Source organism: Priestia sp. 3CA3 (assembly GCF_056836725.1).
Window position 1 is genome coordinate 685,708 of the sequence record NZ_JBXENJ010000001.1, and the last position, 26,780, is coordinate 712,487.

At 38.9% G+C, this 26,780-nt stretch carries 30 protein-coding genes; all 30 read left to right on the top strand.

Features of this window, described 5'->3' with window-relative positions; all coding sequences use genetic code 11:
- Nucleotides 1-22 precede the first annotated feature (22 nt).
- A complete protein-coding gene (gene trmFO / locus AC1VNJ_RS03535) occupies nt 23-1,327 on the top strand; it encodes an FADH(2)-oxidizing methylenetetrahydrofolate--tRNA-(uracil(54)-C(5))-methyltransferase TrmFO (RefSeq protein WP_028411436.1) in 1,305 nt (434 codons plus the stop codon).
- A 65-nt stretch (nt 1,328-1,392) separates the two neighbouring features.
- A complete protein-coding gene (gene xerC / locus AC1VNJ_RS03540) occupies nt 1,393-2,295 on the top strand; it encodes a tyrosine recombinase XerC (RefSeq protein ID WP_014458427.1) in 903 nt (300 codons plus the stop codon).
- 14 nt (nt 2,296-2,309) lie between these two features.
- Entirely contained in the window at nt 2,310-2,852 is a 543-nt protein-coding gene (gene hslV, locus AC1VNJ_RS03545) for an ATP-dependent protease subunit HslV (RefSeq protein ID WP_013058884.1), read from the top strand.
- Between the two features lie 16 nt (nt 2,853-2,868).
- Nucleotides 2,869-4,269: an HslU--HslV peptidase ATPase subunit gene (gene hslU, locus AC1VNJ_RS03550; protein WP_482640307.1), complete on the top strand. Its 1,401-nt coding sequence runs from the start codon at nt 2,869-2,871 to the stop codon at nt 4,267-4,269.
- Nucleotides 4,270-4,297: 28 nt separating this feature from the next.
- Nucleotides 4,298-5,077, top strand: coding sequence for a GTP-sensing pleiotropic transcriptional regulator CodY (gene codY / locus AC1VNJ_RS03555; RefSeq protein WP_013058882.1), 780 nt, complete (start codon nt 4,298-4,300; stop codon nt 5,075-5,077).
- Between the two features lie 443 nt (nt 5,078-5,520).
- On the top strand, nt 5,521-5,910 hold the full coding sequence (gene flgB / locus AC1VNJ_RS03560) for a flagellar basal body rod protein FlgB (protein WP_028411435.1): 390 nt from the start codon (nt 5,521-5,523) through the stop codon (nt 5,908-5,910).
- A gap of 2 nt (nt 5,911-5,912) precedes the next feature.
- On the top strand, nt 5,913-6,362 hold the full coding sequence (gene flgC, locus AC1VNJ_RS03565) for a flagellar basal body rod protein FlgC (protein ID WP_014458431.1): 450 nt from the start codon (nt 5,913-5,915) through the stop codon (nt 6,360-6,362).
- 12 nt (nt 6,363-6,374) lie between these two features.
- Nucleotides 6,375-6,665, top strand: coding sequence for a flagellar hook-basal body complex protein FliE (gene fliE, locus AC1VNJ_RS03570; RefSeq protein WP_028411433.1), 291 nt, complete (start codon nt 6,375-6,377; stop codon nt 6,663-6,665).
- Between the two features lie 49 nt (nt 6,666-6,714).
- Nucleotides 6,715-8,295: a flagellar basal-body MS-ring/collar protein FliF gene (fliF, locus tag AC1VNJ_RS03575; RefSeq protein WP_482640308.1), complete on the top strand. Its 1,581-nt coding sequence runs from the start codon at nt 6,715-6,717 to the stop codon at nt 8,293-8,295.
- An 11-nt stretch (nt 8,296-8,306) separates the two neighbouring features.
- Nucleotides 8,307-9,326 carry a flagellar motor switch protein FliG gene (gene fliG / locus AC1VNJ_RS03580; protein WP_025750326.1) on the top strand — a complete coding sequence of 340 codons (1,020 nt, stop codon included), beginning with the start codon at nt 8,307-8,309 and terminating at the stop codon, nt 9,324-9,326.
- Nucleotides 9,319-10,107, top strand: coding sequence for a flagellar assembly protein FliH (gene fliH, locus AC1VNJ_RS03585; protein WP_482640309.1), 789 nt, complete (start codon nt 9,319-9,321; stop codon nt 10,105-10,107). The genes fliG and fliH overlap by 8 nt, the downstream gene beginning before the upstream one ends.
- Complete coding sequence (fliI, locus tag AC1VNJ_RS03590; RefSeq protein ID WP_482640310.1) at nt 10,082-11,395, top strand: flagellar protein export ATPase FliI; 1,314 nt, start codon at nt 10,082-10,084, stop codon at nt 11,393-11,395. Before fliH ends, fliI begins: the two co-directional genes overlap by 26 nt.
- A 2-nt stretch (nt 11,396-11,397) precedes the next feature.
- Nucleotides 11,398-11,841, top strand: a complete 444-nt coding sequence (gene fliJ / locus AC1VNJ_RS03595; RefSeq protein ID WP_028411429.1) for a flagellar export protein FliJ — start codon at nt 11,398-11,400, stop codon at nt 11,839-11,841.
- A 9-nt stretch (nt 11,842-11,850) separates the two neighbouring features.
- Nucleotides 11,851-12,483, top strand: a complete 633-nt coding sequence (locus tag AC1VNJ_RS03600; protein WP_482640311.1) for a MotE family protein — start codon at nt 11,851-11,853, stop codon at nt 12,481-12,483.
- A gap of 17 nt (nt 12,484-12,500) precedes the next feature.
- On the top strand, nt 12,501-14,741 hold the full coding sequence (locus tag AC1VNJ_RS03605; RefSeq protein ID WP_482640312.1) for a flagellar hook-length control protein FliK: 2,241 nt from the start codon (nt 12,501-12,503) through the stop codon (nt 14,739-14,741).
- A gap of 9 nt (nt 14,742-14,750) precedes the next feature.
- On the top strand, nt 14,751-15,179 hold the full coding sequence (flgD, locus tag AC1VNJ_RS03610; RefSeq protein ID WP_063248582.1) for a flagellar hook assembly protein FlgD: 429 nt from the start codon (nt 14,751-14,753) through the stop codon (nt 15,177-15,179).
- A gap of 25 nt (nt 15,180-15,204) precedes the next feature.
- Nucleotides 15,205-16,029 carry a flagellar basal body rod protein FlgG gene (flgG, locus tag AC1VNJ_RS03615; protein WP_014458441.1) on the top strand — a complete coding sequence of 275 codons (825 nt, stop codon included), beginning with the start codon at nt 15,205-15,207 and terminating at the stop codon, nt 16,027-16,029.
- Between the two features lie 35 nt (nt 16,030-16,064).
- Nucleotides 16,065-16,274, top strand: a complete 210-nt coding sequence (locus AC1VNJ_RS03620; RefSeq protein WP_025750317.1) for a flagellar FlbD family protein — start codon at nt 16,065-16,067, stop codon at nt 16,272-16,274.
- Between the two features lie 3 nt (nt 16,275-16,277).
- Complete coding sequence (gene fliL, locus AC1VNJ_RS03625; protein ID WP_028411424.1) at nt 16,278-16,709, top strand: flagellar basal body-associated protein FliL; 432 nt, start codon at nt 16,278-16,280, stop codon at nt 16,707-16,709.
- Nucleotides 16,710-16,729: 20 nt separating this feature from the next.
- The gene (gene fliM / locus AC1VNJ_RS03630; RefSeq protein WP_482640313.1) at nt 16,730-17,731 is read left to right on the top strand and encodes a flagellar motor switch protein FliM; all 1,002 of its coding nucleotides are present in this window, start codon (nt 16,730-16,732) and stop codon (nt 17,729-17,731) included.
- Nucleotides 17,721-18,851 (top strand): flagellar motor switch phosphatase FliY, encoded by a 1,131-nt coding sequence (gene fliY / locus AC1VNJ_RS03635; RefSeq protein ID WP_328575404.1) that lies wholly within the window; start codon nt 17,721-17,723, stop codon nt 18,849-18,851. The genes fliM and fliY overlap by 11 nt, the downstream gene beginning before the upstream one ends.
- 21 nt (nt 18,852-18,872) lie before the next feature.
- The gene (locus AC1VNJ_RS03640) at nt 18,873-19,235 is read left to right on the top strand and encodes a response regulator (protein ID WP_033579786.1); all 363 of its coding nucleotides are present in this window, start codon (nt 18,873-18,875) and stop codon (nt 19,233-19,235) included.
- A 63-nt stretch (nt 19,236-19,298) separates the two neighbouring features.
- Nucleotides 19,299-19,940 (top strand): flagellar biosynthetic protein FliO, encoded by a 642-nt coding sequence (locus tag AC1VNJ_RS03645; RefSeq protein WP_328173622.1) that lies wholly within the window; start codon nt 19,299-19,301, stop codon nt 19,938-19,940.
- Entirely contained in the window at nt 19,933-20,601 is a 669-nt protein-coding gene (gene fliP, locus AC1VNJ_RS03650) for a flagellar type III secretion system pore protein FliP (RefSeq protein ID WP_028411420.1), read from the top strand. The genes AC1VNJ_RS03645 and fliP overlap by 8 nt, the downstream gene beginning before the upstream one ends.
- A 10-nt stretch (nt 20,602-20,611) precedes the next feature.
- A complete protein-coding gene (fliQ, locus tag AC1VNJ_RS03655; RefSeq protein WP_033579787.1) occupies nt 20,612-20,881 on the top strand; it encodes a flagellar biosynthesis protein FliQ in 270 nt (89 codons plus the stop codon).
- Between the two features lie 2 nt (nt 20,882-20,883).
- Nucleotides 20,884-21,660: a flagellar biosynthetic protein FliR gene (fliR, locus tag AC1VNJ_RS03660; protein ID WP_033579788.1), complete on the top strand. Its 777-nt coding sequence runs from the start codon at nt 20,884-20,886 to the stop codon at nt 21,658-21,660.
- Between the two features lie 2 nt (nt 21,661-21,662).
- The gene (gene flhB / locus AC1VNJ_RS03665; RefSeq protein WP_033579789.1) at nt 21,663-22,745 is read left to right on the top strand and encodes a flagellar biosynthesis protein FlhB; all 1,083 of its coding nucleotides are present in this window, start codon (nt 21,663-21,665) and stop codon (nt 22,743-22,745) included.
- 30 nt (nt 22,746-22,775) lie between these two features.
- Nucleotides 22,776-24,812, top strand: coding sequence for a flagellar biosynthesis protein FlhA (gene flhA / locus AC1VNJ_RS03670; protein WP_482640314.1), 2,037 nt, complete (start codon nt 22,776-22,778; stop codon nt 24,810-24,812).
- Nucleotides 24,812-25,912 carry a flagellar biosynthesis protein FlhF gene (locus AC1VNJ_RS03675; RefSeq protein WP_482640315.1) on the top strand — a complete coding sequence of 367 codons (1,101 nt, stop codon included), beginning with the start codon at nt 24,812-24,814 and terminating at the stop codon, nt 25,910-25,912. The genes flhA and AC1VNJ_RS03675 overlap by 1 nt, the downstream gene beginning before the upstream one ends.
- Complete coding sequence (locus tag AC1VNJ_RS03680; protein ID WP_482640316.1) at nt 25,905-26,774, top strand: MinD/ParA family protein; 870 nt, start codon at nt 25,905-25,907, stop codon at nt 26,772-26,774. The genes AC1VNJ_RS03675 and AC1VNJ_RS03680 overlap by 8 nt, the downstream gene beginning before the upstream one ends.
- Nucleotides 26,775-26,780 lie beyond the last annotated feature (6 nt).

Sequence of the window (26,780 nt, forward strand, 5' to 3'; positions counted from 1 at the left end):
AAATGAAGTTGGAGGATTTACAATGAATGAACAAGTAATTAATGTTATTGGAGCAGGTCTTGCTGGAAGTGAAGCAGCTTGGCAAATCGCAAAGCGCGGTTTGAAAGTCCGTCTTTATGAGATGAGACCAGTAAAGCAAACACCTGCTCATCATACGGACAAATTTGCTGAATTAGTATGTAGTAATTCACTGCGTGCGAATACATTAACAAATGCAGTGGGTGTGCTAAAAGAAGAAATGCGATTATTAGACTCTGTCATTATTCGTTCAGCAGACGAGTGTGCGGTTCCAGCAGGTGGAGCACTGGCTGTTGATCGTCACGAATTTGCCTCTCGTGTGACGGAAAGCGTTAAAAACCATCCGAACGTAACGGTTGTTAATGAAGAGATTACGGAAATTCCACAGGGACCAACTGTTATTGCAACAGGTCCGCTAACGTCAAAAGATTTATCGGAACAGCTGCGCGCGTTAACAAGTGAAGATTATTTATATTTTTACGATGCGGCTGCACCTATTATTGAAAAAGACAGCATTGATATGGATAAAGTATATCTTAAATCTCGCTATGACAAAGGGGAAGCTGCCTATTTAAACTGTCCGATGACAAAAGAAGAATTCCAGCGCTTTCACGAAGCATTAATCAATGCAGAAACGGTTCCTTTAAAAGAATTTGAGAAGGAAATTTATTTTGAAGGATGTATGCCAATTGAAGTAATGGCTTCACGCGGAGAAAAAACAATGCTCTTTGGACCAATGAAACCAGTTGGGTTAGAAGATCCGAAAACAGGAAAGCGACCTTATGCAGTTGTTCAGCTTCGTCAAGATGATGCAGCAGGTACACTATATAATATTGTAGGTTTCCAAACACATTTAAAATGGGGAGCACAAAAAGAAGTATTAAGCTTAATCCCAGGTTTAGAAAATGCAGAAGTAGTACGCTACGGAGTTATGCATAGAAATACGTTTATTAATTCTCCTAAATTGTTAAAGCCTACGTATCAATATCGCGAGCGTGATGACTTATTCTTTGCTGGACAAATGACGGGAGTAGAAGGATATGTAGAATCAGCTGCGAGCGGACTAATGGCAGGAATGAACGCGGCTCGACTCGTGCTTGGTGAAGAATTGGTTGTATTGCCGCAGGAAACAGCGATTGGCAGTATGGCTCACTATATCACACATACAAACGCCAAAAACTTCCAGCCGATGAATGCCAACTTTGGCTTATTCAAAGAATTGGAAGTGCGAATCAAAAACAAACAAGAAAGAAATGAAACGCTGGCTAAACGAGCATTGGAAACTATTCAGAATTTTACAACAAAATAATCAAAATTGTTTGCAAGGGCTACTTAATTGTGATAATATTTAGTAGCCCTTGTGAGGTGATAACATTGGAATTTGTTAAAGATGTATTAAATTCCTTTCTAGAATATTTACAAATTGAGAAAAATTATTCAAAATATACAGTTGACTGCTATGAAAAAGACATAGGTATCTTCATGTCTTTTATGCAGGAAGAGCAAATACAAAACCTACAAAGTGTTACATATGCTGATGCAAGGCTGTTTTTAACACGCCTATACGAAAAGCAGTATTCAAAAAGATCGATGTCACGCAAAATTTCTTGTTTGAGAACGTTTTATCGTTACTTAAATAGAGAAGAATTAGTAGAAGATAATCCATTTGCGCTCGTTACCCTTCCTAAAAAGGAAGAGAGAAATCCTCGCTTCCTGTATGAAGAGGAGATTGTGAAATTATTTCAAATGAATGACTTAACAACTCCGTTAGGGCAGCGTAATCAGTCTCTCTTAGAATTGCTGTATGCCACCGGAATACGAGTGAGTGAATGTGCATCTATTAAGCTTAGCGATATAGATTTTTCACTTCAAACTTTGCTTGTATATGGCAAAGGGAAAAAACAACGGTACGTGCCATTTGGCTGTTATGCCAAGGACGCTCTTAGAGTATATATAGATAATGGAAGAAAGCTTCTTTTAAAAAAGGCTCCTTCTGATACTCATTCGCTCTTTTTAAATTATAAGGGGACACCGTTGACAGACCGAGGCATACGCTTAGTCATTGATCAGTTAGTAAAGAAAACCGCTGAGAATATACATATTAGTCCACACGTTTTGCGGCATACTTTTGCGACTCATATGTTAAATGAAGGGGCAGATTTACGTACAGTTCAAGAAATGCTAGGTCATGAACATTTATCAACCACTCAAATATACACACATGTGACGAAGGATCGTTTAAAGGCAGTTTATATGAATCACCATCCTCGCGCATAAAAGGAGGAGTTAATTTGTCTACTTTCCATGCTACTACGATTTTTGCAGTTCAGCATAACGGTCAATGTGCCATGTCTGGGGACGGACAAGTAACGTTTGGAAATGCTGTTGTGATGAAACATACTGCTCGAAAAGTAAGACGTCTATTTCAAGGGCAAGTTCTTGCCGGCTTTGCAGGTTCAGTAGCTGATGCATTCACTCTTTTTGAATTATTTGAAACGAAGCTTGAAGAGTATAACGGAAATCTTCAGCGTGCAGCCGTGGAGCTTGCTAAACAATGGAGAAGTGACAAAGTATTGCGAAAGTTAGAAGCAATGCTTATTGTTATGAACAAAGATAACTTACTGTTAGTATCAGGAACGGGTGAAGTTATTGAACCGGACGACGGCATTTTAGCAATTGGATCAGGCGGAAATTATGCTTTATCAGCGGGACGTGCATTAAAACAACATGCAGGCGAACATTTAACAGCTAAAGAAATTGCAAAAGCAGCTTTAGATGTAGCAAGTGAGATATGTGTTTATACAAATGATCATATTATTGTAGAAGAACTGTAGGAAAGGGGATTTTTTTATGAATTCTCATTTAACACCTCGACAAATTGTAGAAAAGCTCGATCAGTATATTATTGGTCAAACGAAGGCAAAGAAAGCGGTCGCTGTTGCGCTGCGAAATCGCTATCGCCGCGGTCTGCTAGACGAATCTTTACGTGATGAAGTTGTGCCGAAAAACATTTTAATGATTGGTCCTACAGGTGTGGGTAAAACCGAGATTGCACGCCGCTTAGCTAAGCTTGTCGGTGCACCTTTTATTAAGGTTGAGGCAACAAAATTTACGGAAGTTGGATATGTAGGACGCGATGTGGAATCAATGGTTCGTGATTTAGTGGAAACGTCAGTTCGACTTGTGAAAGAAGAAAAAATGAACGGCGTGCGTGATCGTGCAGAAGAAAATGCAAACAAGCGGATAGTGGAGCTTCTTGTTCCAAGCAAAAAGAAGCAGCAATCGTTTAAAAATCCGTTTGAAATGATTTTTTCAAACGGTACACAGTCAAGCGATGCGGATCCTGATCAAGATGAGGAAACGAATATTGCAACGAAGCGCAAGCAGATTGCTCATCAGCTTGCTCTAGGAGAGCTTGAAAATCATTATGTCACAATTGAAGTAGAAGAGCAACAGCCTTCTATGTTTGATATGTTACAAGGTTCGGGTATGGAACAAATGGGCATGAACATGCAGGATGCCTTAAGCAATTTTATGCCTAAAAAACAAAAAAAGCGCAAACTTACTGTTAAAGATGCACGAAAAGTATTAACAAATGAAGAAGCGCAAAAATTGATTGATATGGATGAAGTGACGCAAGAAGCTGTGAATCGTGCAGAACAATACGGAATTATTTTCATTGACGAAATTGATAAAATTGCTCAAAAAAGTGGTAATTCATCTTCCGCTGATGTTTCACGTGAAGGCGTGCAGCGAGATATTTTACCAATTGTAGAAGGGTCAACGATTGTTACCAAATATGGCGCAGTCAAAACTGATCATGTTTTATTTGTAGCAGCTGGTGCTTTCCATGTATCAAAACCGTCGGATTTAATTCCAGAATTGCAAGGTCGATTCCCAATTCGCGTTGAATTAACGAAGCTAACCGTTGAAGATTTTACAAACATTTTAGTAGAGCCAGATAATGCGTTATTAAAGCAATATGCGGCATTATTGGAAACTGAAGGTATACAAATTGAATTTTCTGACGATGCTATACGTAAGATTGCAGAAATTGCATATCAGGTAAATCAAGATACAGACAATATTGGTGCAAGAAGGCTTCATACGATTTTAGAACGTTTGCTAGAGGATTTATCGTTTGAAGCACCAGAAGTAACATTAGAGAAAATTGTGATTACTCCGCAGTATGTGGAAGAAAAATTAGAAAAAATCGCTAAAAACAAAGATTTGAGTCAATTTATTTTATAGAACTGAAATCGCAGGAGGAAGAGTACTAATGGATTTATTAGGGAAAACTAGAAAGATTAATGCAATGCTACAAAAAGCAGCTGGTAAACCAGTAAACTTTAAAGAAATGGCTGAAACACTTTGCGAAGTGATCGAATCAAACGTATTCGTAGTAAGTCGTCGCGGTAAATTATTAGGAATCGCTGTTAAACAGCAAATTGAGAATGCGCGCATGAAAGATATGTTAGAAGCACGCCAGTTCCCAGAAGAATATACTCAAAGCCTATTTAACATTCAAGAAACATCTTCTAATTTAAACATTGAAAGTCAATATACAGCTTTCCCAGTTGAAAATAAAGACTTATTTGATGCAGGACTAACAACAATCGTTCCAATTATCGGAGGCGGAGAGCGTCTAGGTACGCTTGTACTATCTCGTTTAGACCGTCAGTTCGAAGACGATGATTTAATCCTTGCTGAATACGGTGCAACGGTAGTAGGTATGGAAATTCTTCGTGAAAAAGCAGAAGAGATTGAAGAAGAAGCGCGTAGCAAAGCTGTTGTACAAATGGCAATTAGCTCATTATCATACAGTGAGTTAGAAGCTATTGAGCACATCTTTGAAGAGTTAAATGGAAATGAAGGACTATTAGTCGCAAGTAAAATTGCTGACCGCGTTGGAATTACACGTTCAGTAATCGTAAATGCGCTACGTAAATTAGAAAGTGCTGGCGTTATTGAATCACGTTCGCTAGGAATGAAAGGAACTTACATTAAAGTTCTTAACAACAAATTCTTAGTAGAGCTTGAAAAATTAAAATCTAACTAAGTTTATGAACCAAAAAGCACACGGGCAAAGCCCGTGTGCTTTTTTTATATGCTCTCAGTATGAAAAGGTTCGCTCTGGCTTAAGACGATTCGTTCACTATTTTTATAAATCTTTAACAAACTTCATATAAAAATCTAAAAATTATATTATAGAATCTTTAAATAGTAAAAAGATACTAGTTGATTACAAATCGTTACTTTTATTACATATTGTTCAGGACTTATGGTATGTATTTTGATTTTAAATTTAAAAAATAGAGCTAAAGTACAGCATTGATGTTAAAATATGCTTGGAAATCGAATGAAAATTTTGGTTTGTAGTCCAAAAGTTCTTAAAAAAGGATAGACATTGCATGAAGTTTTTCTTACAATAAGTTCTATGGTACTAAAGTCGAAATTTGTCTCATTTTTGAGAAAAATAGAATAGGTAAGCAGGTGTAAGAATTGAGTTTGTTTTCAACTACTTTTCAAACAATTGAAAATGGAATTAGCTACGCGTCACAAAAGCAGCAGACGATTGCACAAAATATCGCAAACGTTGATACTCCAAATTATAAATCGAAAACAGTATCGCGTACGAGTGAATTTCGAGATTTATTACATAACGAGTTAGAAGCATATCAGACTGATTCAAAACATATCCCATTTTCCGATTCATCCCAGCGAGTGATTACCCAGCAAGGAAACACTTCCTATCAAGCAAATGGAAACAATGTGGATATGGATAAAGAGATGGCGGATATGGCTGAAAATCAAATTTACTATGAGGCGCTAGTAGATCGTTTAAACGGAAAATTTAATTCTCTTCAAACAGTCATTAGAGGGGGGAAATAAGTTTGACAATTTTTCAAAATATGAATATTACATCTTCAGCTTTAACTGCCAATCGTTTAAGGATGGACGTTGTTTCATCTAACATGGCGAATGCTGAAACGACAAGAGGGACGTACGTTAATGGTGAGTGGCAGCCTTACAAAAGAAAAATGGTTGTCATGCAGTCTGATCGTTCGCCTTCTTTTTCGTCTCTCTTACACTCCGAAATCAATAAAAGTCAAAACAATGGTGTAAAAGTCACAGATATCGTAGAAGATAATACTCCTTTTAATTTAGTATATAATCCGACGCATCCAGATGCTAATGACCAAGGGTACGTGCAGATGCCGAACGTAGATCCCTTAAAGGAAATGACGGATTTAATTAGTGCTACTCGATCCTATGAAGCAAACGTGACGGTCTTTAATACAAACAAAAGTATATTAACAAAGGCGTTAGAAATTGGAAAATAAAGGAGCGATAAAATGATTAATGGTATCAGCAATCAAATAGCAATAGCAAAAACAGCCGCTTCGACTGGCACTGGACAAACAACTCAACAGTTTTCAACGTTTTTAAAAGACTCAATCAATGAGTTAAACAATGCTCAACGCGCTTCGGATATAGCGACTGAAAAGCTTGCTAAAGGAGAAAATGTCGAACTCCAAGATGTAATGATTACTGCTCAAAAAGCAAGTATTACGATGCAAACGGCTCTTGAAATACGCAATAAAGCTGTTGAAGCCTATCAGGAAATGATGAGAATGCAAATGTAATTGAGCGGTTATTAAAGAAAATGAAAATAGTAATAACCGGAGGAATACCATGAATGAAAGAATAGCTCTTTATCGAGATAAGATGAAAGTCTTTTGGAATAACCGCAAAAAAGGACAGAAAATAGCCCTTATCGCTGCTCCTCTTGCGGCTATTCTAGTCATTAGTTTAGCATCTGTTTTCTTAAACAAAGATAAATTTGTCCCTCTTTATAGCAATCTATCAGCTCAAGAAACAGGACAAATCAAAGCAGAGCTTGATGCTAGAAGCGTTCCTTCAGAAATCTCTGATAACGGAACAACCATTTCGGTGCCTGAACAAAGCGTTGACTCGCTAAAAGTTGATTTAGCTGCACAAGGAATTCCTGATAGCGGAAGTATCGACTATTCGTTTTTTGGAAAAAATGCGAGCTTTGGTATGACAGACAATGAATTTGATGTGTTAAAACTCGATGCGATGCAAACTGAATTGGCTAACTTAATGAAAAACATTCAAGGAGTCAACGATGCAAAAGTGATGATTACGCTTCCCAATGAAAGTGTATGGGCGAATGAAAAGCAGGGAGAAGCCTCTGCATCGATTGTGCTTAATACAAAGGCTGGTTATAAATTTGATGATCAGCAAATTAAATCTCTTTATCATTTAGTATCCAAAAGTGTGCCAAACCTTCCTACAGATAATATCGTCATTATGAACCAATATTTTGAGTACTTTGATTTAAAAGGAAATGAAACGGATTCAGCTTCTAGCTCATTTGCTTCGCAGAACGAAGCGAAAAAAGAAGTTGAGCGGGATATTCAGCGTCAAGTACAGCAAATGCTAGGAAGACTGGTCGGTCAAGACAAAGTAATGGTCTCTGTTACAGCAGATCTTGATTTTACACAGGAAAATCGCGAAGAAAAGCTAGTAGAGCCTGTTGATAAAGATAATATGCAAGGAATTGCCGTTAGCGCTGAAAAAATCAATGAAACATTTTCTGGTAAAAATGCTCAAGATGGAGGCGTTGCTGGAACAGGAGAAGAAGATACAACAAATTACTCATCTAGCACAGCAAGTGGAGACGGAGACTACGAAAAAAACGAAGAACGTATTAATTATGAAGTGAATCGAATTCATAAAGAAATCGTTGAAAGTCCATACAAAATTCAAGACCTTGGCATTCAAGTAATGATAGATCCCTCCAATGCAAAAGGGAAATCACAAGTGTCCGATACACTTGAGTCAGACGTTCAAAAAATGTTAGGTACAATTGTCCGTACTTCTATTTCAAAAGATGCAAATACGAAAGCTCTCTCGGATAACGCGGTCAGCGATAAGATTACCGTTTCCGTTCAGCCGTTTAATGGACAAGAAACAGCTGACAGCACAGCAAGTTCGATTCCATTGTGGATGTATATAATCGGAGGAGCACTGCTGCTTATTATTGTTGTTCTTATTGTGCTGTTGGTTAGGAAAAGGCGTCAAGACTTAGATGAAGACGAATATGATGAAACTTTTGAAGTATATGAAGCGGCACAAAAAGCCCCTGTTTTAAGTGCTGAACAGCAAACAAAAAGCAATCTTGAAACGTTAGCGAAGCAAGACCCGGAAGAGTTTGCAAAGCTGCTACGAACATGGATTAGTGAGGATTAGGAGGAAAGCTAATGGTAAAGGCTATGCAAAAAAATGAGTTAACTGGAAAGCAAAAAGCAGCAATTTTGTTGATTTCTCTCGGTCCGGATGTATCAGCTTCTATCTATAAACATCTCAGTGAAGATGAAATTGAGCAACTAACGCTTGAAATTTCTTCAGTGAGAAAGGTAGAGCCCTCCCTAAAAGAAGCTGTGCTTCATGAGTTTGAACAAATAACGCTTGCTCAAAACTACCTTGAAAAAGGAGGAGTAAGCTATGCGAAACAGGTGTTAGAAAAAGCACTTGGACCAGAGCAGGCTATGATGATTATCAATCGATTAACTTCATCTTTGCAAGTTCGTCCGTTTGACTTTGCCAGAAAAGCTGATCCTATGCAGCTGTTAAATTTTATTCAGCATGAGCATCCTCAGACGATTGCCCTTATTTTATCTTACTTAGAACCGCCGCAGGCAGGACAAATCTTATCATCACTGCCTCAGGAAAGGCAAGCGGATATTGCAAGGCGGATTGCAACGATGGGAAGTACGTCTCCGGAAGTCATTAATGAAGTGGAGCAAATTTTAGAGAGAAAGCTTTCAGCTACCGTTACCCAAGACTATACTCAAACAGGTGGTTTAGAAGCAGTAGTTGAAGTATTAAATGGAGTGGACCGAGCGACTGAAAAAATTATTATTGATACGCTTGAAATTCAAGATCCGGCATTAGCAGAAGAAATCAAACAGCGAATGTTTGTATTTGAGGATATCGTAACGCTCGATAACCGTTCTATTCAGCGTGTGATACGAGATGTAGAAAATGATGATTTATTGTTGAGCTTAAAAGTAGCAAGTGAAGAAGTGAAATCTATTATTTTTAAAAATATGTCTAGCCGTATGGTGGAAACGTTTAAAGAAGAAATGGAATTTATGGGCCCTGTGCGTTTGAAAGATGTAGAGGAAGCCCAGTCACGTATCGTTGCTGCAATTAGACGTTTAGAAGATGCTGGTGAAATTGTACTAGCTCGAGGTGGAGGAGACGATATTATTGTCTAATATCATTAAATCAACTTATACGAACAAACTTTCAGACGAAAATGCTAAGCACATTCAAGTCATTCCATTTGGTTTTCCGATACAAGATGAGCCGACAGAAGAACATCTTCAGCTAGAAAATGCACAGCACGTTATTGAACAAGCGCATAGTGAAGCTGAAATGATAAAGGCCGAGGCAGACGCTTACCGCAAACAAGCTCAAAACGAAGTTGAACGTTTGAAAAAGCAGTGGGAAGAAGAGAAGGTGCTGCTGTTTCAACAAGAAAAAAAACGCGGCTATGAAGAAGGGTACGAAGAAGGACTGCTTCAAGGGAAACAAGAGTATGAGCATGTATTAGCCATGTCGCGAAACATTGTTGACGAAACAAAGAATCAGTACTACGAATATATAAATCAATCTGAAGAAGTCATTTTTGAATTAGGTTTCACCCTAGCAGAAACGCTTTTAAATGAGCAGCTTCAAAGAGATGAATCATTTTTATCACTTGTTGCAAGGTCTTTAAAAGAAGTTAGAGAACATAAAGAAATCCAGCTTTTTGTTTCTCCCAAAAAATATGCATATGTATGTGAACATAAACGAGAACTGTTCGATTTATTAAACGGAGAAACCGGGCTGTTTATTTATGCAGATGAAAATCTTCAGGAAATGGATTGTGTCATCGATTCCTCTTATGGGCGTCTTGTTGCTTCTTTTGATAGTCAGTTAATGGAAATGAAGAAAAAATTAAAAGAACGTTTGTTAGAGGGGAGTAAACATGAAAGTCACACAACTCATTCATGAAATCCCGCGCACATCTTCTTTTAAACGGTACGGGAAAGTCAGCCGAGTAGTAGGAATGATGATTGAATCTAAAGGACCTAGAACGTCAATAGGAGATGTTTGTTTTATTCATCTCAGTGAACGAGGAGATAAAATTTGTGCAGAAGTTGTTGGTTTTAACGGTGAGCACGTCGTTTTAATGCCTTATACGTCTGTTCGATATATCGGACCTGGCTGCCTAGTGGAAACAACAGAAAAACCTCTGCAGGTAAGCGTGGGGAAAGAGTTAATAGGTCAAGTGCTTGATTCGTTAGGCAACCCTTTAGATGGGTCTGAACTTTCTCATTATTTGCCTTTTGTTTTAACCGATCAAGACCCCCCTAATCCTTTAGAGCGCCCGCCTATTGAACAGCCTATTGAAGTAGGTGTACGGACGATTGATAGTTTGTTAACCGTAGGCCGAGGGCAGCGCATAGGTATTTTTGCAGGAAGCGGTGTTGGGAAAAGTACGCTGCTTGGGATGATTGCTCGTAATACAAAAGCAGATATCAATGTCATTGCCCTTGTAGGCGAGCGAGGAAGAGAAGTTAGAGAATTTATTGAACGAGATCTTGGAGAGGAAGGGTTAAAGCGCTCCGTTGTAGTAGTTGCTACCTCGGATCAGCCTGCTCTACTTCGAACGAAAGCAGCATATACAGCTACTTCTATTGCTGAATACTTTCGAGATGAGGGGCTGAGCGTCATGATGATGATGGATTCTGTTACCCGTGTAGCAATGGCTCAGAGAGAAATTGGATTAGCCGTAGGTGAACCTCCGACTACCAAAGGTTATACACCATCTGTTTTTGCTAGCTTGCCAAGGCTGCTTGAACGTACAGGGACTAATCAACATGGATCTATTACCGCTTTTTACACTGTATTAGTAGACGGTGATGATATGAACGAACCTATTTCGGATACGGTGCGAGGCATTATAGACGGACATATTGTACTAGACAGGGAGCTTGCCAATAAAGGTCAATATCCGGCCATCAATGTCTTAAAAAGCGTTAGTCGCGTGATGAACCATATCGTAAGTGAACGGCATAAAGAAGCAGCTGAAAAACTGCGTTCATTAATGGCTACCTACGCTAATTCTGAAGACTTAATTAACATAGGTGCCTACAAAAGAGGATCTTCTGCTTACATTGATGAGGCAATCCACTATCATCCTGTCATTGAGGCATTTTTAAAGCAAAAAACGAACGAACATCCATCGTTTGAAACAAGTGTAACAAAGCTCTGTGAACTGTTTGTGAAAGGTGAGTAAATATGGCATATGAATTTAGGTTATCTAAAATAATGGCAATTAAGTCAAATGAAAAAGATGAACTGCTATCTCAATATAATCAGTCCCTACAGCAGTTTGAAACAGCGGGTGAAAAGCTTTATAAAAAGTTAAAAGAAAAAGAAACGCTGATTGAACAGCATACGGGCAAAATGAAGCAGGGGCTTTCTATTTTAGAAATTACATCATTTCAGCAGTTTTTAACAAGTGCCGAACGAGTGATTGAAAGGCTGCAACAAGAGGTCATGTTTGCCAGACAGCAAATGAACTTAAAGAAACTGAAGCTAGAAGAAAAGAATATAGAAGTAAAGAAGTATGAAAAATTAAAAAAGAAAGACTACGATTCTTATATAACAGCGGAAAAACAATTAGAAGCGAAGCAAATGGATGAGCTGTCTTTACAGCAGTACATGCTGCATAGAAATTAGGTGAAAAACATGGCTAAACGAAAAGAATTAAGAGAAGAGTACGAAGAAGAAAACTATGAAGATGGGAAATCTTACAGTAAAAGCCAGGTGTTTTTATTTTTAATCTTTATTCCAGCGGTGTTCCTCATCTTGGCAGCTTACATTGTCCTGACACTTTTAGGCGTCAATATAAATGATAAGGTTTCTGCTGTTACACACGCCATTCCATTTGTATCAAGTGAGCAGTCACAAAAAAATGAAAATATTCAAGAAAGCAATGAAGAGATACAAAAGCAGGTTGAAAGTCTTCAAAAGAAGCTGAGCGCAAAAGAAAAGCAAATCGCAGCTTATGAGAAAACAATCACTACAAAAGACCGTCAAATGGATGAACTAAAAATTGAAATGCGCGATATGGAAGAAAAAGCCGACAATGAAGCGAAAAAACAAAAAAAAAATCAGCTGGCAAAAAAAGATGTCATTGCTACCTATGAAAACATGTCTCCTAAAAATGCAGCGCTCATCTTTGCCGAATTAAAAGAAGACAAAGCGGTCGCGATGCTTAAGCAGTTCAAAGCAAGTACAAGAACGGCAATCTTAGAAAAAATGGATCCGAAAGTAGCTGCCCGCTATACGACATTGCTAACAGATCAGATTGATGAATAAAAGCAGAGGTGAAAAAAGTGGAAATTTCACTACGTCCAGCAGCTGCATCAAAGGTAAACTGCGATGAAAAAGTAGCTGCTAGTCAGACTCAGGGTTTTTTTGAAGAAATCGTTCAACAGCTTCAGCAGCTAAATGCGCAACCTTTAGCGAGCCGGGAGAAATCATTGAATGAACAAGCGATAAATCAAGACGTCTTTAACGCGGTCGGGTTAATGGCGATTCAGTTAAGCGAAACAGAAGATGAAGGAGATGAACCGTCTGTCTTATACGAACATCTAGCCGAGATGATTAGTAGTATTCCAAGTAGTCTAGATTTGGAACAGCCGCTTCTAAAGCTGCAGCACGTGTTAACAGAAATGCAGCACGAACCTGTTTCATCTAAAACAGACAGTCAAGAACAATATTTGTCTTCTATTTCTAGCTTGTTGACTATATGCAAAAACACGTCGTCTGCGTTTCAAACAGAGTTTGCTCAGCTGATGGAAAAACTACAAAAACCGCAGCTACAGTCAGTGAAGATTTCAGATTCGCAGCTTCAAGGCTTGCGGAAAGCTGCTGTTGAAAAAATAGAGAAAATTCATAAACAACCACGTGTATTAACCGATACCTTACATGAAAAGCGCTCAGCTGGTTTTTTCGCCGTTGTTCATTCAACTTCAAAAAATTCTCTAAAAGATATGAGCGCTGTTCGTAAAGAAGAAAAAGGGCCGCTATTTAATCAGCTTCCATGGAAAAAAGATTTGGTTTTAGGTAACCCAAGTATAGATAGTGAAAGTTCTTTCACTGCTAAAACAGCCGGGTTGAAGTTAAAAAATAACCCATCAGCTTTTGGAGCTGGAGAAATGCTTAAGATCCAAGAGTTTTCTATTGATCTAGGGCAAGCAAACTCTGATCATCAACAGTCTGACGATCTGGTAAATGAGCTGCAAAAAATATGGAGTAAAGCTTCGATCAGTACTGAAGAAGGAGCATCCAAGCTTTCCATTAAATTGTTTCCAGAGCAGCTAGGGACGATTTCAATTGAAGTGCTTCAACAAGACAATGAAACGGTTGCACAAGTAGCTGTATCGTCAGCGAAAACAAAAGAGCTGTTAAATGCCAACCTTTTCAGTTTACGACAAGCTCTCACGTCTCAGCATGTATCCGTTGATGAAGTGGATGTGGCTACTGTTCAAGCAGCTCCAAAAAGTTCAGTAACAGATATGACTGCTTTTGGTAAAGAAGAAAAAAGGCCGCAGTTTTCTATTGATTTAGGGAAAGCGAAATCAGATTATGAACAGTCTAGCGATCTGGTAAACAAGCTGGAGAAAATATGGAGTAAAGCTTCGAGTGGTTCTGAAGAGGGAGTATCCAAGCTTTCCATTCAGCTATTTCCAAAGAAGCTAGAGACAATATCAATTGAAGTGCTTCAACAAGACGATGAAACGATTGCGCAGGTTGTGGTAATGTCAGCGAAAACAAAAGAGCTGTTAGATGCCAATCTTTTCAGATTACGGCAAGCTCTCGGGTCTCATCATGTATCGGTTGAACAAGGGGATGTGGACGCTGTTCATACAGCTTCAGAAAGTTCTGTGAAAAATATGACTGCTTTTCCTAAAGAAGAAAAAGTACCGTTTTTTAATCAGCTTCCATGGAAAAAAGATGTGGTTGTACCCAGCGGAAGTATAGATACCAATAGCTTTTTGGAAAATAGCGAAAGTTCGGCAGGTACACACACAACCGGGGCGCCAGTAGAGAATCAGCCATCATCCTTTGGAAGTGGAGAAATGCCTAAGCTTCAGCAGTTCTCTATTTATCTAGGGCAAGCAAAATCTGACTATCAGCAGTCTAGCAATTTGGTAAACGAGCTTGAGAAAGTATGGAGTAAAGCTTCGTTTAGTGCCGAAGAGGGAACATCCAAGCTTCTCATTAAGTTATTTCCCAAACAGCTAGGTGCGATTTCAATTGAAATGCTTCAGAAAGACAGCGAAACGGTTGCGCGAATTGTCGTATCGTCAGCAAAAACAAAAGAGTTATTGGACTCCAATCTTTCAACTTTGCGGCACGGTCTCGCGTCTCAGCATGTATCAATTGATAAAATCGATGTGCTACTGTCAGAACAAGCGATGTCGTATAACAATGAAAACGACCAGCAAAAAGAAAGACAGGAAAAAGAGCTGTTTAGAAACGAAGAGGAAGATCAAGATTCACAACACTTGGAAGAAGGGGCTTCATTTTTGTCTTCTTTTGAAGCAGCGCTTATTAACTACAACGTATAGGTGATAACAATGACAAATGAAATTACGTCTGACTTGTATCTAAGCAATAGGGAAACACAAGTGAAGCAAACGGGAAACAGCTCGCTTGGCAAAGATGACTTTTTGAAGCTTTTGATTGCTCAGCTTCAAAATCAAGATCCAATGAATCCAATGGAAGACAAAGACTTTATTGCTCAAATGGCTCAGTTTTCATCCCTTGAACAAATGACAAATATGAGCACATCGCTCAATACGTTTGTAACGCAGTCTCAGGCTTCTCCTATTTTAAAAGGAAGCGAATTAATTGGTAAAACCGCTGCATGGTTAGATGAAGAAGGAAATAAAAAGCAAGGAGTCATTTCAACAGCATCCGTCAAAAACAATGAGATATCGTTTACGATCAACGATGAAAATCATACGGTACTTTCGCTAAACGATATCTTAGAAGTAAGCAGTTAACCAACCAAATTTAAGGAGTGATTTTATGTTACGTTCGATGTATTCAGGAATCAGCGGCATGAAAAATTTTCAAACTAAATTAGATGTCCTAGGAAATAACATTGCCAATGTTAATACATACGGCTATAAAAAAGGACGTACAACGTTTCAAGATTTAGTAAGTCAGCAGGTAGCAGGAGCGACGGCACCGGGAGCTAACCGTGGAGGTGTTAACGCTAAACAAGTTGGGTTAGGTTCACAAATTGGCACGGTTGATACAGTTCAAACGGCAGGGAGTATTCAGTCAACGGGACGGCCGCTTGATTTAGCTATTTCTGGGGATGGGTATTTTATTGTCGGAAATAGTGGTACACAAAACAATGGAACGGTCACAAACCCCATGTATACGAGGGCGGGAAACTTTTATTTAGATAGAAATGGAGCCTTGGTAACAGGGAGTGGCCTTTATTTGCAAAGTTCGACCAATCAGAAAATCGTTATTCCTCCAAATAGTCAAAGCTATGGAATTGGCTCGGATGGCTCAGTGAATTATATAGACAATACTGGTGTATCGAGAGTTGCAGGTACTATTAAACTTGCGAAGTTTGCTAACAATGAAGGACTTCAAAAAGTAGGAGGAAACTTGTTTGCAGATACTCCAAATGCGGGGCTAGTTACAACTCCTGCAAACATTACTCCTGGAAATAGCGGTACAGGAACGCTCGTCTCAAGCGCCCTTGAAATGTCCAACGTTGATTTATCGGAGGAATTCACGGACATGATTGTTGCACAGCGCGGATTTCAAGCGAATACAAGAATTATCACAACATCCGATGAAATACTGCAAGAATTAGTGAATCTAAAACGATAGGCGGGAGGAAGGAGTAGGTATTACTCCGGTTGATTATGATCACTTTAACGAGGCTAAACGGCAAAACATTTACGTTAAATGCTCTTTACATCGAGCAGGTTGAGGCATTTCCAGATACAACTATTACGCTAACAAATAACAAAAAGCTAGTGGTAAAGGATTCAGTTGAAGAAGTGAATGAGAAAGTGACGAGTTATTATCAGCGAATTAACGTATTAGGGTTGCAGCAAACGACGGAGGAATAAAGTGTGTTCAAAAATAAGCTAATTAGTAAGATGATTATTATCCTGCTTTCTCTTACTTTAATAGGAAGCATTGCGGTTATTGTGACGTTAAAGTATACGGAGCAGGCAAGTACCGAAAAAGGTCCATCTATCGACGATGTGATTAAAGCTTCTGTGGATGTAACGGATATCAAAACCAATTTAAAAAGCAATAACTACATCAGCATCTCCTTTAAAATTCAAATGGATAGTAAAAAAGCGGCAGCAGAGCTTCAAAAAAGAGACTTTCAAGTAAGAGACATTATTATCAAACGGCTCTCCGATATGAGTGCTCAAGATTTTGAAGGAACGCAAGGGCTCAGTACGTTAGAAACAGATATTGCAAAGCAAATTGATCAATTAATGGAAAACGGACATGTTGTTAAAATTTATACAACGTCTAAAGTGTTGCAGTAAAGAAAAAGGGAGGGAAGCTAGTGGCTGGGGATGTATTATCACAAAATGAAATTGATGCCCTATTATCCGCGTTATCAACCGGAGAGATGGATGCGGATGAGTTAAAAAAGGAAAATAAAAAACAGCGTATTCGTACATATGATTTTAAACGCGCCCTGCGTTTTTCGAAAGATCAGATTCGCAGTTTGACGCGAATTCATGAAAATTATGCGCGCATGTTAATTAACGTCTTTTCGGCGCAGCTTCGTAACGTTGTACAAGTGTCCGTTGTATCAGTGGATCAAATTCCGTATGAGGAGTTCATTCGCTCTGTTCCGAAAGTAACCATCTTAAACGTGATAGCCGTCCCTCCTTTAGAAGGGCATATCATTATGGAAGTCAATCCGAACATTGCCTATGCGATGCTTGACCGCTTGCTCGGGGGACAAGGCGAGAGCGGTGGGAAAATTAGTAACTTAACGGAGATTGAAACGAGCTTGGTTCGAAACTTGTTAGAGAAAACGTTAGACAGTATGAGAGAAGCTTGGAGTTCTATTGCGGAAATTGAACCTGAAACATCAGAGTTTGAAGTGAATCCTCAGTTTTTGCAGGTAATTTCACCAAATGAAATTGTCATCGTCATTTCATTAAACGTACAAATTGGAGATGAAACGGGCATGATCAATCTATGTATTCCGCACGTGACGCTTGAGCCGATTGTGTCCAAACTGTCCGTTCATTACTGGATGCAATCTTCGAAAAAAGAACCTAACGTACAAGAGGTTGAGCAGCTAAAGGAACAAATTAATGATGCGGAATTGCAGGTTGTAGCCGAGCTAGGAAAAGCGGATATTTCCATTGAAGATTTCCTAGCATTAGATGCGGGAGATGTTATTCGACTGCAAACAAGCGTTCATAATCCGTTAACTATTTACGTCGGAGAACAACCTAAATTTATTGCACAGCCTGGAAAAGTCAGTCGGAAAGTCGCTGTGCAAATTCTAGATGGTGTTAAGAGGAGGAACGAAAGGAATGAACGATGACATGCTTTCGCAAGATGAAATTGATGCGTTGTTAAAAGGAACTTCTTCACTTGACGAGTTTTCAGAGCCGAATAAGTCAAGTCAAGTAGACGATTACTTTACGGAAATGGAAAAAGACGCGCTTGGCGAAATTGGAAATATTTCGTTTGGCAGTTCAGCAACAGCGCTGTCGGCTTTATTGAATCAAAAAGTCGATATTACCACACCGTTTGTATCGCTCGTATATAAAGAAGAGCTGACGGATGAATTTCCAAATCCTCATGTCGCTGTGCAAGTTCAGTATACAGAAGGTTTTTCTGGTACGAATTTGTTAGTTATTAAACATGAAGATGCAGCTGTTATTTCAGATTTGATGCTTGGTGGAACGGGTGAGAATCCAACGGAAATCATGGATGAAATTAAGCTGAGTGCAGTGCAGGAAGCGATGAATCAAATGATGGGTTCTGCAGCGACGTCTATGTCTACGGTATTTCAAAAGAAAATTGATATCTCTCCGCCGAGCTTAGATATTTTAAATATTCAAAAAGGAGAAGGTACAGAGCTGATTCCCCAAGATGACGTCTTTGTAAAAGTCTCTTTTAATTTGAAGGTAGGCACATTAATCGATTCGAATATTATGCAGCTTTTATCGATATCTTTTGCCAAAAGTTTGGTGGAAGAGCTCTTAGTTCCAAGCGCAGAAGGTACGGCAGCTTCTATTGAAAAAGAATCAGGTCTTAATGAAAAGCAAACAGAACAGCCAGCAGCTGAATACATACAGCATGAAGAAACACAGCAGGCAGAACCTGTTCATGTACCAGTTGATGTTCAGCCCGCATCGTTTTCAGAGTTCGAGCACGTGTCTTCTCCTCAAGGGGATTCACGAAATTTAGACATGCTGCTTGATATCCCGCTTCAAGTTACCGTGGAGCTTGGAAGGACTAAGCGAACGGTTCAAGAGATTTTAGCATTATCTTCTGGTGCAATCATTGAACTTGATAAACTAGCAGGCGAACCGGTAGATATCTTGATTAATAGCAAATTAATTGCAAAAGGTGAAGTGGTCGTCATTGACGAGAATTTTGGCGTTCGCGTAACTGATATTATTAGTCAAAGAGACCGTATTAACAAACTAAAGTAATGATTTTTAGGAGGAGTAGAGATGGGAAACCGAATTTTAATTGTAGATGATGCTGCATTCATGCGCATGATGATTAAAGATATTTTAACGAAAAATGGATATGAAGTAGTAGCGGAAGCGGCAGATGGCCAGCAGGCTGTGGAGTTATTTAAAGAGCATGCACCAGATCTTGTCACAATGGATATTACGATGCCTGAAATGGATGGAATTACGGCCTTAAAAGAAATTAAAAACATAAAAAGTGATGCCAAGGTGATCATGTGTTCAGCGATGGGACAGCAGGCAATGGTGATTGATGCCATTCAAGCAGGGGCAAAAGATTTTATCGTTAAGCCGTTTCAAGCAGATCGTGTATTAGAGGCAATTTCAAAAGCAATTGGATAAACAACAGATTGGCGGGACTTTCCCGCTAATCTTACACTATGTTGAAGTAAGAGGTGGCAGACATTGCTGCGAAAGTTCGTAATTGTTGCGCTGTTAATAAGCGTATTAGCAGGAGCAAATCAAATCGTCTATGCAGAAAGTGGATCTGCATCGGTAAAAGAATGTTTGGAGAAAACGGAGAAGTGTTCAGAGAGTGAGAGTACTGATTCAAAAGAAAAAACTGAACTCCAGGCGACGCCTGCGCTTTCAGCTGGAGATATCGTGAAGATGATATTCGCGTTTTTACTTGTAATTGGGCTGCTTTTTGCGCTCTTAAAATTTGTAAATAAAAAAGGAAGGCTTCTACAAAAAAATAAAGTCGTACAAAACTTGGGTGGTACAAATGTTGGAAGCAGCAAGTCTGTACAAGTAGTCAAAGTTGGAAATCAGCTTTTTGTTATTGGAGTCGGTGAAAACGTGCAGCTTCTTTCAGAAATTACAGGGCAAGAGAAACAGCAGCTGCTTACGCAGTATGAGGAACAACAGAAAAACGAGGGCGAATATAAAGTCGTATTACCGTCTTTTTTAGAAAAATTCACTTCTAAAAAAGAAGAGAAATCTAGTCATTCTTTTCAGCAGCTTTTTCAGCGAGAAATGAATGAAATGAAAATAAAAAGACAAAACGCACTGAAAGAGTTAGAAAGGAACAAAAAGAACGATGAATGAAGTGATGAATCTCTTTAACTCGAGCAGTCCTACAAATATTTCAACTTCTGTCCAGCTTTTGTTGCTGCTGACGGTGTTTTCAGTAGCTCCTGGAATTTTAATCATGATGACCTGCTTTACACGAATTGTCATTGTGCTTTCATTTGTACGTACGTCGCTTGGGACACAGCAAATGCCTCCTAATCAAGTATTAGTTGGTTTATCGCTGTTTTTAACATTTTTTATTATGGCACCAACTTTTTCTCAGGTAAATGAACAGGCGCTTCAGCCGCTTTTAAAAGAAAAAATCACGTTGAATCAAGCCTATAAAAAAGCAGCTGAACCAATGAAAGAATTTATGAGTGCTCATACAAGACAAAAAGATTTAGCTCTTTTTTTAGAATATGCGGATATAGATAAACCATCCTCTGTTCAAGATATTCCCTTAACTGCGCTCGTTCCAGCTTATGCGATCAGTGAGCTAAAGACGGCATTTCAAATTGGATTTATGATTTTTATTCCTTTTCTCATTATCGATATGATTATAGCAAGCGTGCTGATGTCTATGGGAATGATGATGCTTCCTCCCGTTATGATTTCGCTCCCATTTAAAATTTTACTATTTGTACTGGTTGACGGCTGGAATTTAGTTGTTAAATCATTATTAATAAGTTTTCAATAGGTGATAGACAATGAATGGAGAATTTGTCATTTCGTTAGCAGAAAAAGGCGTGTATACGATTTTAATTGTATCTGGTCCTCTATTACTGCTGGCCCTTGTAGTTGGGCTCATTATTAGTATTTTTCAAGCAACTACCCAAATTCAAGAGCAAACTCTTGCTTTTGTTCCTAAGATTGTAGCGGTCTTAGTAGGGATTGTATTTTTTGGTCCGTGGATGTTATCGAAAATGATTTCATTTACATATGAAATTTTTGCAAATCTGTATCGGTACGTAGGATAGCTATGAGTCAGTTGATCTTATCCTATCCCGCGTTTTTACTAGTACTAGTGCGGGTAACGTCTTTTTTCATCACTGTTCCGCTATTTTCATACAAAACGATTCCCGCAGTTCATAAGGTAGGTTTGTCTGCCTCGCTATCCGTCATTATTGCGACAACGATTGATTTACCCGTCGTTTCGTTAGATGCACAGTTTGTACTTTTAGTAGTAAAAGAATGTGCTGTTGGGTTGTTTATTGGTTTGACTGCGTATGTATTTATTATGGCTATTCAAATCGCCGGAGGTCTCATCGATTTTCAAATTGGGTTTGCCATTGCCAGTGTAATAGACCCGCAGACAGGGGCGCAAAGTCCGATACTAGGTCAATATTTATATGTATTTGCTCTTCTATTTTTATTATCGACCAATGGGCATCATTTATTAATAGATGGCATTTATAATAGTTATTTAATTATTCCGTTAGACAAAGTAGCTTTCCCTGTGGGAAGCCAAGCATTTGCTACACACATCATAACTGTTTTTTCATCGATGTTTTTAGTAGCCGTTCAAATGTCTTTGCCTTTGGTTGGTTCATTATTTTTAGTCGATATCGCGCTTGGCATCGTCGCGAGAACGGTTCCGCAGTTAAATATTTTCGTAGTTGGATTTCCGGTGAAAATCATCGTTGCTTTTATTTTACTAATTGTAGTGATGGGGAGCATGTTTTATATGATGCAAATCATATTTGAACAAATGATAGAAGCGATGCGCGCGATGATCCGCATATTAGGAGGGGTGTAGCTTTGTTTTTAGTAAAAGTTGATTTGCAATTTTTTGCAGGAGAAAAAACGGAAAAAGCTACACCTAAAAAAAAGCAGGACTCTCGAAAAAAAGGACAGGTAGCTAAAAGTCAAGACGTTACCACTGCGCTCATTCTTTTAATGGTTTTTCTTTATTTTTTGTTTGGAGCCAAACAATTTTTACAGCAAATGATGAAGCTGTTAAGAGAAGCTTTTCAAACGTATATGCTTGAGGAAGTGACGGCAGAGCGCGTATTTGCGATGTTTAAGCATCTTCTTCCTTCAATTGCTCTTGCAGCGGGTCCTGTCATGCTCGCAGCTTTTGTTGCTGCGCTCGGAGCGAATTATATGCAGGTTGGCATTCTTTTTTCCACGGAGTCCCTTCAGCCTAAGTTAGAAAAGATTAACCCTATTAGCGGAGCCAAACGAATTTTTGCCATGAGAGCGCTGGTAGAACTAATCAAGTCAACGCTGAAAATTATGTGTATCGGAGCCGTCACGTTTTTTATCTTATGGATTCACATAGAAGATGTATTAAATTTATCTCAAAAAAGTATAGGGGACTCGCTGGTTGTTCTGTCTAAGCTTGTTTTTCAAATGGGACTTGCAGCTTCGCTTATGCTTTTATTTTTATCGCTGCTTGATTATTTGTACCAAAAGTTTGATTTCGAGAAAAATATTCGAATGTCAAAGCAAGATATCAAAGATGAGCATAAAAACATTGAAGGAGATCCTCTAATCAAATCAAAAATAAAGCAAAAGCAGCGTGAAATGGCAATGTCTCGCATGATGCAAGAAGTTCCAAAAGCAGATGTCGTCATTACAAACCCTACTCATTATGCCATTGCTTTAAAATATGATGAAGAAAAAATGGATGCTCCCTATGTTGTAGCCAGCGGCGTAGATTTTATTGCTCAAAAGATCAAAGGAATTGCCAAAAGTCATGAAATTATCATGGTAGAGAACCGCCCGCTGGCAAGAGCGCTTTTTGATCAAACCAAAGTAGGGGATGCGGTTCCAGAAGAGTTTTTTAAAGCGGTGGCTGAAATATTAGCTTACGTATACCGCATTCAAAATAAAATGTAACGTTACGCTATTGTAAGGAGAGAAAAATTAATGTCTGCAAGAGAACTGCCAGTTGTTATAGGTGTTGTACTCATTATCGTTATGCTTGTTATTCCGTTGCCTTCATGGTTATTAAGTATTTTAATCATGATTAACATTTCTCTTGCGCTGCTTGTACTGCTCGTTTCCATGAATATGAAAGAACCTTTAGAGCTATCGGTGTTTCCGTCTTTGCTGCTGGTTCTTACGCTGTTTCGATTAGGTTTGAACGTATCGACAACCCGTTCAATTTTAGGAACAGGAGAAGCAGGCGGAGTAGTGGAAACATTTGGCCACTTCGTGATTGGTGGAAATCCGTTAGTGGGGTTTGTTGTCTTTATTATTTTAATTATCATTCAGTTTCTCGTTATTACAAAAGGAGCGGAGCGTGTTTCTGAAGTAGCCGCACGTTTTACCTTGGATGCGATGCCAGGGAAACAAATGAGCATTGATGCAGATTTAAATGCAGGTATGATTTCAGAAAAACAAGCAATTGACCGCCGTGAAAAAATTCAGCGCGAAGCAGATTTTTACGGAGCAATGGATGGAGCTAGTAAATTTGTCAAAGGTGATGCCATTGCAGGGATTGTCATTACCCTTATTAACATCTTGTTTGGAATTATTATCGGCATGCTGCAAATGGGAATGTCCATCACTGAAGCATCCCAAACGTTTACTTTGTTAACAGTAGGCGATGGATTAGTGAGTCAAATTCCAGCCCTCATGATTTCAACAGCGACGGGAATTATCGTCACGAGAGCTGCTTCAACAGGCAATTTGAGCGAAGATATTACACGGCAGCTGTTTGCTTTTCCCGTTATGCTTTATGTAACTGGAGGAACAATTGCCGCTCTTGGTTTAATCACGCCAATTAATGATGTCATTACAATGCCTATTGCTATTTTATTAGGGGCGGGAGGCTATTATTTGTCTCAGGCTAACCATCAGGCGGTTCGTGAAGAAATGGCCCCTACTGAAGAAGAGCTAGAAGACAATGAAATGAAAAGTCCAGAGAGTGTTGTCAATCTATTAAGCGTTGATCCGATTGAATTTGAATTTGGGTATGCATTAATTCCGCTTGCTGATACGAATCAAGGAGGCGATTTACTCGATCGAATTGTTATGATTAGGCGCCAGCTGGCACTTGAGCTAGGATTAGTCATTCCAGTTGTTCGTATCAGAGATAACATTCAGCTTCAGCCCAACGAATACTGTCTTAAAATAAAGGGCAATGAAGTGGCGAAAGGGGAGCTGCTGCTCGATCACTACTTAGCAATCAGTCCCGGAATGGATGATGAGTTGATTGAAGGAATTGATACGTTAGAACCAGCTTTTAAAATGCCTGCGAAATGGATTAGCGAGTCGGTGAAGGAGCAGGCTGAGATGTTTGGATATACCGTTGTGGACCCACCGTCGGTTGTGTCTACGCACATAACAGAAGTTATAAAATCGTATGCGCATGAGCTGATTGGAAGGCAGGAGACAAAGCAACTAATTGATCACACAAAAGAAACGTATCCTATTTTAATTGAGGAAGTAACGCCTAATCCGCTTTCCGTTGGAGACATTCAAAGGGTACTGGCAAAACTTTTAAAAGAGAGCGTCTCAATTCGAAATTTACCCATTATTTTTGAGGTGCTGGCCGACTACGGAAAAATGACGTCAGACACCGATTTGTTAACTGAATATGTCAGGCAAGGACTTGCAAGGCAAATTACCAGTCAATATACGGTCCAAGAAGGTCTGCTTCGAGTTCTTACCCTTTCAGGAAAAGTTGAAAAAACGATGGCGGAAGCTGTTCAACAAACGGAGCATGGGAACTATTTATCACTAGACCCTAACGTTTCACAAGCTATTGTGGAAAGTATAGCTAAGCAAATAGAAACACTTTCTTTTCAAGAACAGTCTCCAATTGTGTTATGTTCTCCTGCAGTGAGGATGTACGTGCGTCAAATCACTGAGCGGTATTTTCCTCATATGGCGGTTTTATCATATAACGAGTTAGAAGCAAATGTTGAAGTTCAAAGTGTTGGAGTGGTGGATATCTGATGAAAGTAAAAAAATATGTAGTAGAATCTATGCCGCAAGCTATGAAAGCCATTCGTTCAGATTTAGGTGAGGAAGCGGTTATTTTACATTCGAAACAAATTCGAACAGGAGGTTTTCTTGGCTTATTTACTAAGGCGAAAATAGAAGTATTGGCAGCTGTCGATCCCGTAGAAAAGCTGAGCGTAAAGAAGAACTCAGCGCCGCCAGAACCCAGTATGGAAGATAATCAATCTTTTATGAAGCAGCAGCTCAGTGAGTTAAATACTCTTGTCTCACAAATGAGTCAAATGCCAAAGGTTTCTTCAGGTTCATATCCAAAAGTAGTGGAAGAAGTGCTTGCTTATTTGCGTTTGCAAGAAATAGACGAAGCTATTTTAGAAAACTTGGAGGCTCCTATGCTAGAGTACTACTACTTACATCGCCGCCCTAACTCAAACCAACTCATGAAGTGGACGAAAAACTGGTTTACCAATCAGTTTAAAGCAAGTGAATGGAGCGGTCCTTTCAAAAAATATGTAAGTGTAGTAGGGCCAACAGGTGTCGGTAAAACAACCACTCTTGCTAAATTGGCTGCAAAGTGTGTCCTAGAACAAAATCAAAAAATAGCATTTATCACAACGGACACCTATAGAATTTCAGCGATTGAGCAGCTCAAGACGTACGCTTCGATCTTAAATGCGCCTTTAACGATTTGCTATAACGGAGAAGATTTTAAAAAAGCTTTGCTGGAAACAAAAGCATACGATGTGATTTTTATTGACACAGCAGGCCGTAACTTTTTAGAACCGCAATATGTAAATGATTTAAAGAAAATTATTACGTTTCAAGAAGATTTGCAAACGTTTCTTGTTCTAGCACTAACGTCAAAAGCATCAGATATGAAAGCTATATATGAACGTTTTGCTAGTCTCCCTGTTGATCAACTGATTTTTACGAAGCGAGATGAAACAACTCACAAAGGCTCGCTTTTAAATATGTTGTATCGTTACGGCCAACGAGCTGCTTTTACAACAAACGGGCAGGATGTACCAGAAGATGTTTCGTCATTTAAAATAGAAGAGTTTATCGACGATGTGTTTGGAGATTGGAAAGATGAATGATCAAGCAGCAGTTTTAAGAGAAAAAGTGTTAAAGAAACATCAAAACTCTTTAAGAAATTGTAAAACGATAGCCGTGTTAAGCGGAAAAGGAGGAGTTGGAAAGTCGAATCTATCATTAAACTTATCTCTTGCGCTAACGAAGCAAAAGCAAAGAGTTCTTCTTTTTGACATGGATATAGGGATGGGAAATATTGATATTTTGATTGGACAAACTGCTTCCTATACGATGGTTGATTTGCTAGAAAAAAAGCTTTCCATCCAGCAAATTATTAAAAAAGGTCCTGAAGATTTAGCTTATGTGGCTGGTGGAACGGGAATTTCCTCTGTATTTGAATGGTCTCCATCGGACCTTGCTCATTTAATACAAGAATTGAGTTCTTTAACAAATCAATACGATTACATGATTTTTGATATGGGAGCGGGCATGTCAGAGAGTGTGCTTAAGTTTTTAAAAGCTGTAGATGAAATGATCGTGGTCACAACACCCGAACCTACATCTATCACAGATGCTTACGCTGCTATTAAGCTAGCAGCTTCCTATTCTGTATCAGCACCGGTTCGTCTTATTATTAACAAAACGCTTTCTGACAAAGAAGGAAATGAGACGTATGAACGATTTAACCGAGCTGTTCAGCAGTTTTTGAACATATCTATTTTTCTATTAGGTATTGTGCCAAACGATCAAGCTGTCCAGAAAGCGGTCAATCGCCAAATGCCTTTTTTGCTTCAAAACCCAACATCTAAAGCAAGTGTATCACTAATAGAAATGGTGAATATTCTTATTCCTCAAGATAATAGGATAACGGCTAAAAACGAGGGAATGTTTATTCGGCGCCTCAAACGATTTTTTCTTGAAAGGTAGGAAATG

Coding starts and splice junctions, on each gene's coding strand:
- trmFO (WP_028411436.1), top strand. CDS start 23: ATGAATGAACAAGTAATTAATGTTATTGGAGCAGGTCTTGCTGGAAGT.
- hslU (WP_482640307.1), top strand. CDS start 2,869: ATGAATTCTCATTTAACACCTCGACAAATTGTAGAAAAGCTCGATCAG.
- codY (WP_013058882.1), top strand. CDS start 4,298: ATGGATTTATTAGGGAAAACTAGAAAGATTAATGCAATGCTACAAAAA.
- fliE (WP_028411433.1), top strand. CDS start 6,375: ATGATTAATGGTATCAGCAATCAAATAGCAATAGCAAAAACAGCCGCT.
- fliF (WP_482640308.1), top strand. CDS start 6,715: ATGAATGAAAGAATAGCTCTTTATCGAGATAAGATGAAAGTCTTTTGG.
- fliG (WP_025750326.1), top strand. CDS start 8,307: ATGGTAAAGGCTATGCAAAAAAATGAGTTAACTGGAAAGCAAAAAGCA.
- fliI (WP_482640310.1), top strand. CDS start 10,082: ATGAAAGTCACACAACTCATTCATGAAATCCCGCGCACATCTTCTTTT.
- fliJ (WP_028411429.1), top strand. CDS start 11,398: ATGGCATATGAATTTAGGTTATCTAAAATAATGGCAATTAAGTCAAAT.
- AC1VNJ_RS03600 (WP_482640311.1), top strand. CDS start 11,851: ATGGCTAAACGAAAAGAATTAAGAGAAGAGTACGAAGAAGAAAACTAT.
- flgD (WP_063248582.1), top strand. CDS start 14,751: ATGACAAATGAAATTACGTCTGACTTGTATCTAAGCAATAGGGAAACA.
- flgG (WP_014458441.1), top strand. CDS start 15,205: ATGTTACGTTCGATGTATTCAGGAATCAGCGGCATGAAAAATTTTCAA.
- AC1VNJ_RS03620 (WP_025750317.1), top strand. CDS start 16,065: ATGATCACTTTAACGAGGCTAAACGGCAAAACATTTACGTTAAATGCT.
- fliY (WP_328575404.1), top strand. CDS start 17,721: ATGAACGATGACATGCTTTCGCAAGATGAAATTGATGCGTTGTTAAAA.
- AC1VNJ_RS03640 (WP_033579786.1), top strand. CDS start 18,873: ATGGGAAACCGAATTTTAATTGTAGATGATGCTGCATTCATGCGCATG.
- fliP (WP_028411420.1), top strand. CDS start 19,933: ATGAATGAAGTGATGAATCTCTTTAACTCGAGCAGTCCTACAAATATT.
- fliQ (WP_033579787.1), top strand. CDS start 20,612: ATGAATGGAGAATTTGTCATTTCGTTAGCAGAAAAAGGCGTGTATACG.
- fliR (WP_033579788.1), top strand. CDS start 20,884: ATGAGTCAGTTGATCTTATCCTATCCCGCGTTTTTACTAGTACTAGTG.
- flhA (WP_482640314.1), top strand. CDS start 22,776: ATGTCTGCAAGAGAACTGCCAGTTGTTATAGGTGTTGTACTCATTATC.
- AC1VNJ_RS03675 (WP_482640315.1), top strand. CDS start 24,812: ATGAAAGTAAAAAAATATGTAGTAGAATCTATGCCGCAAGCTATGAAA.
- AC1VNJ_RS03680 (WP_482640316.1), top strand. CDS start 25,905: ATGAATGATCAAGCAGCAGTTTTAAGAGAAAAAGTGTTAAAGAAACAT.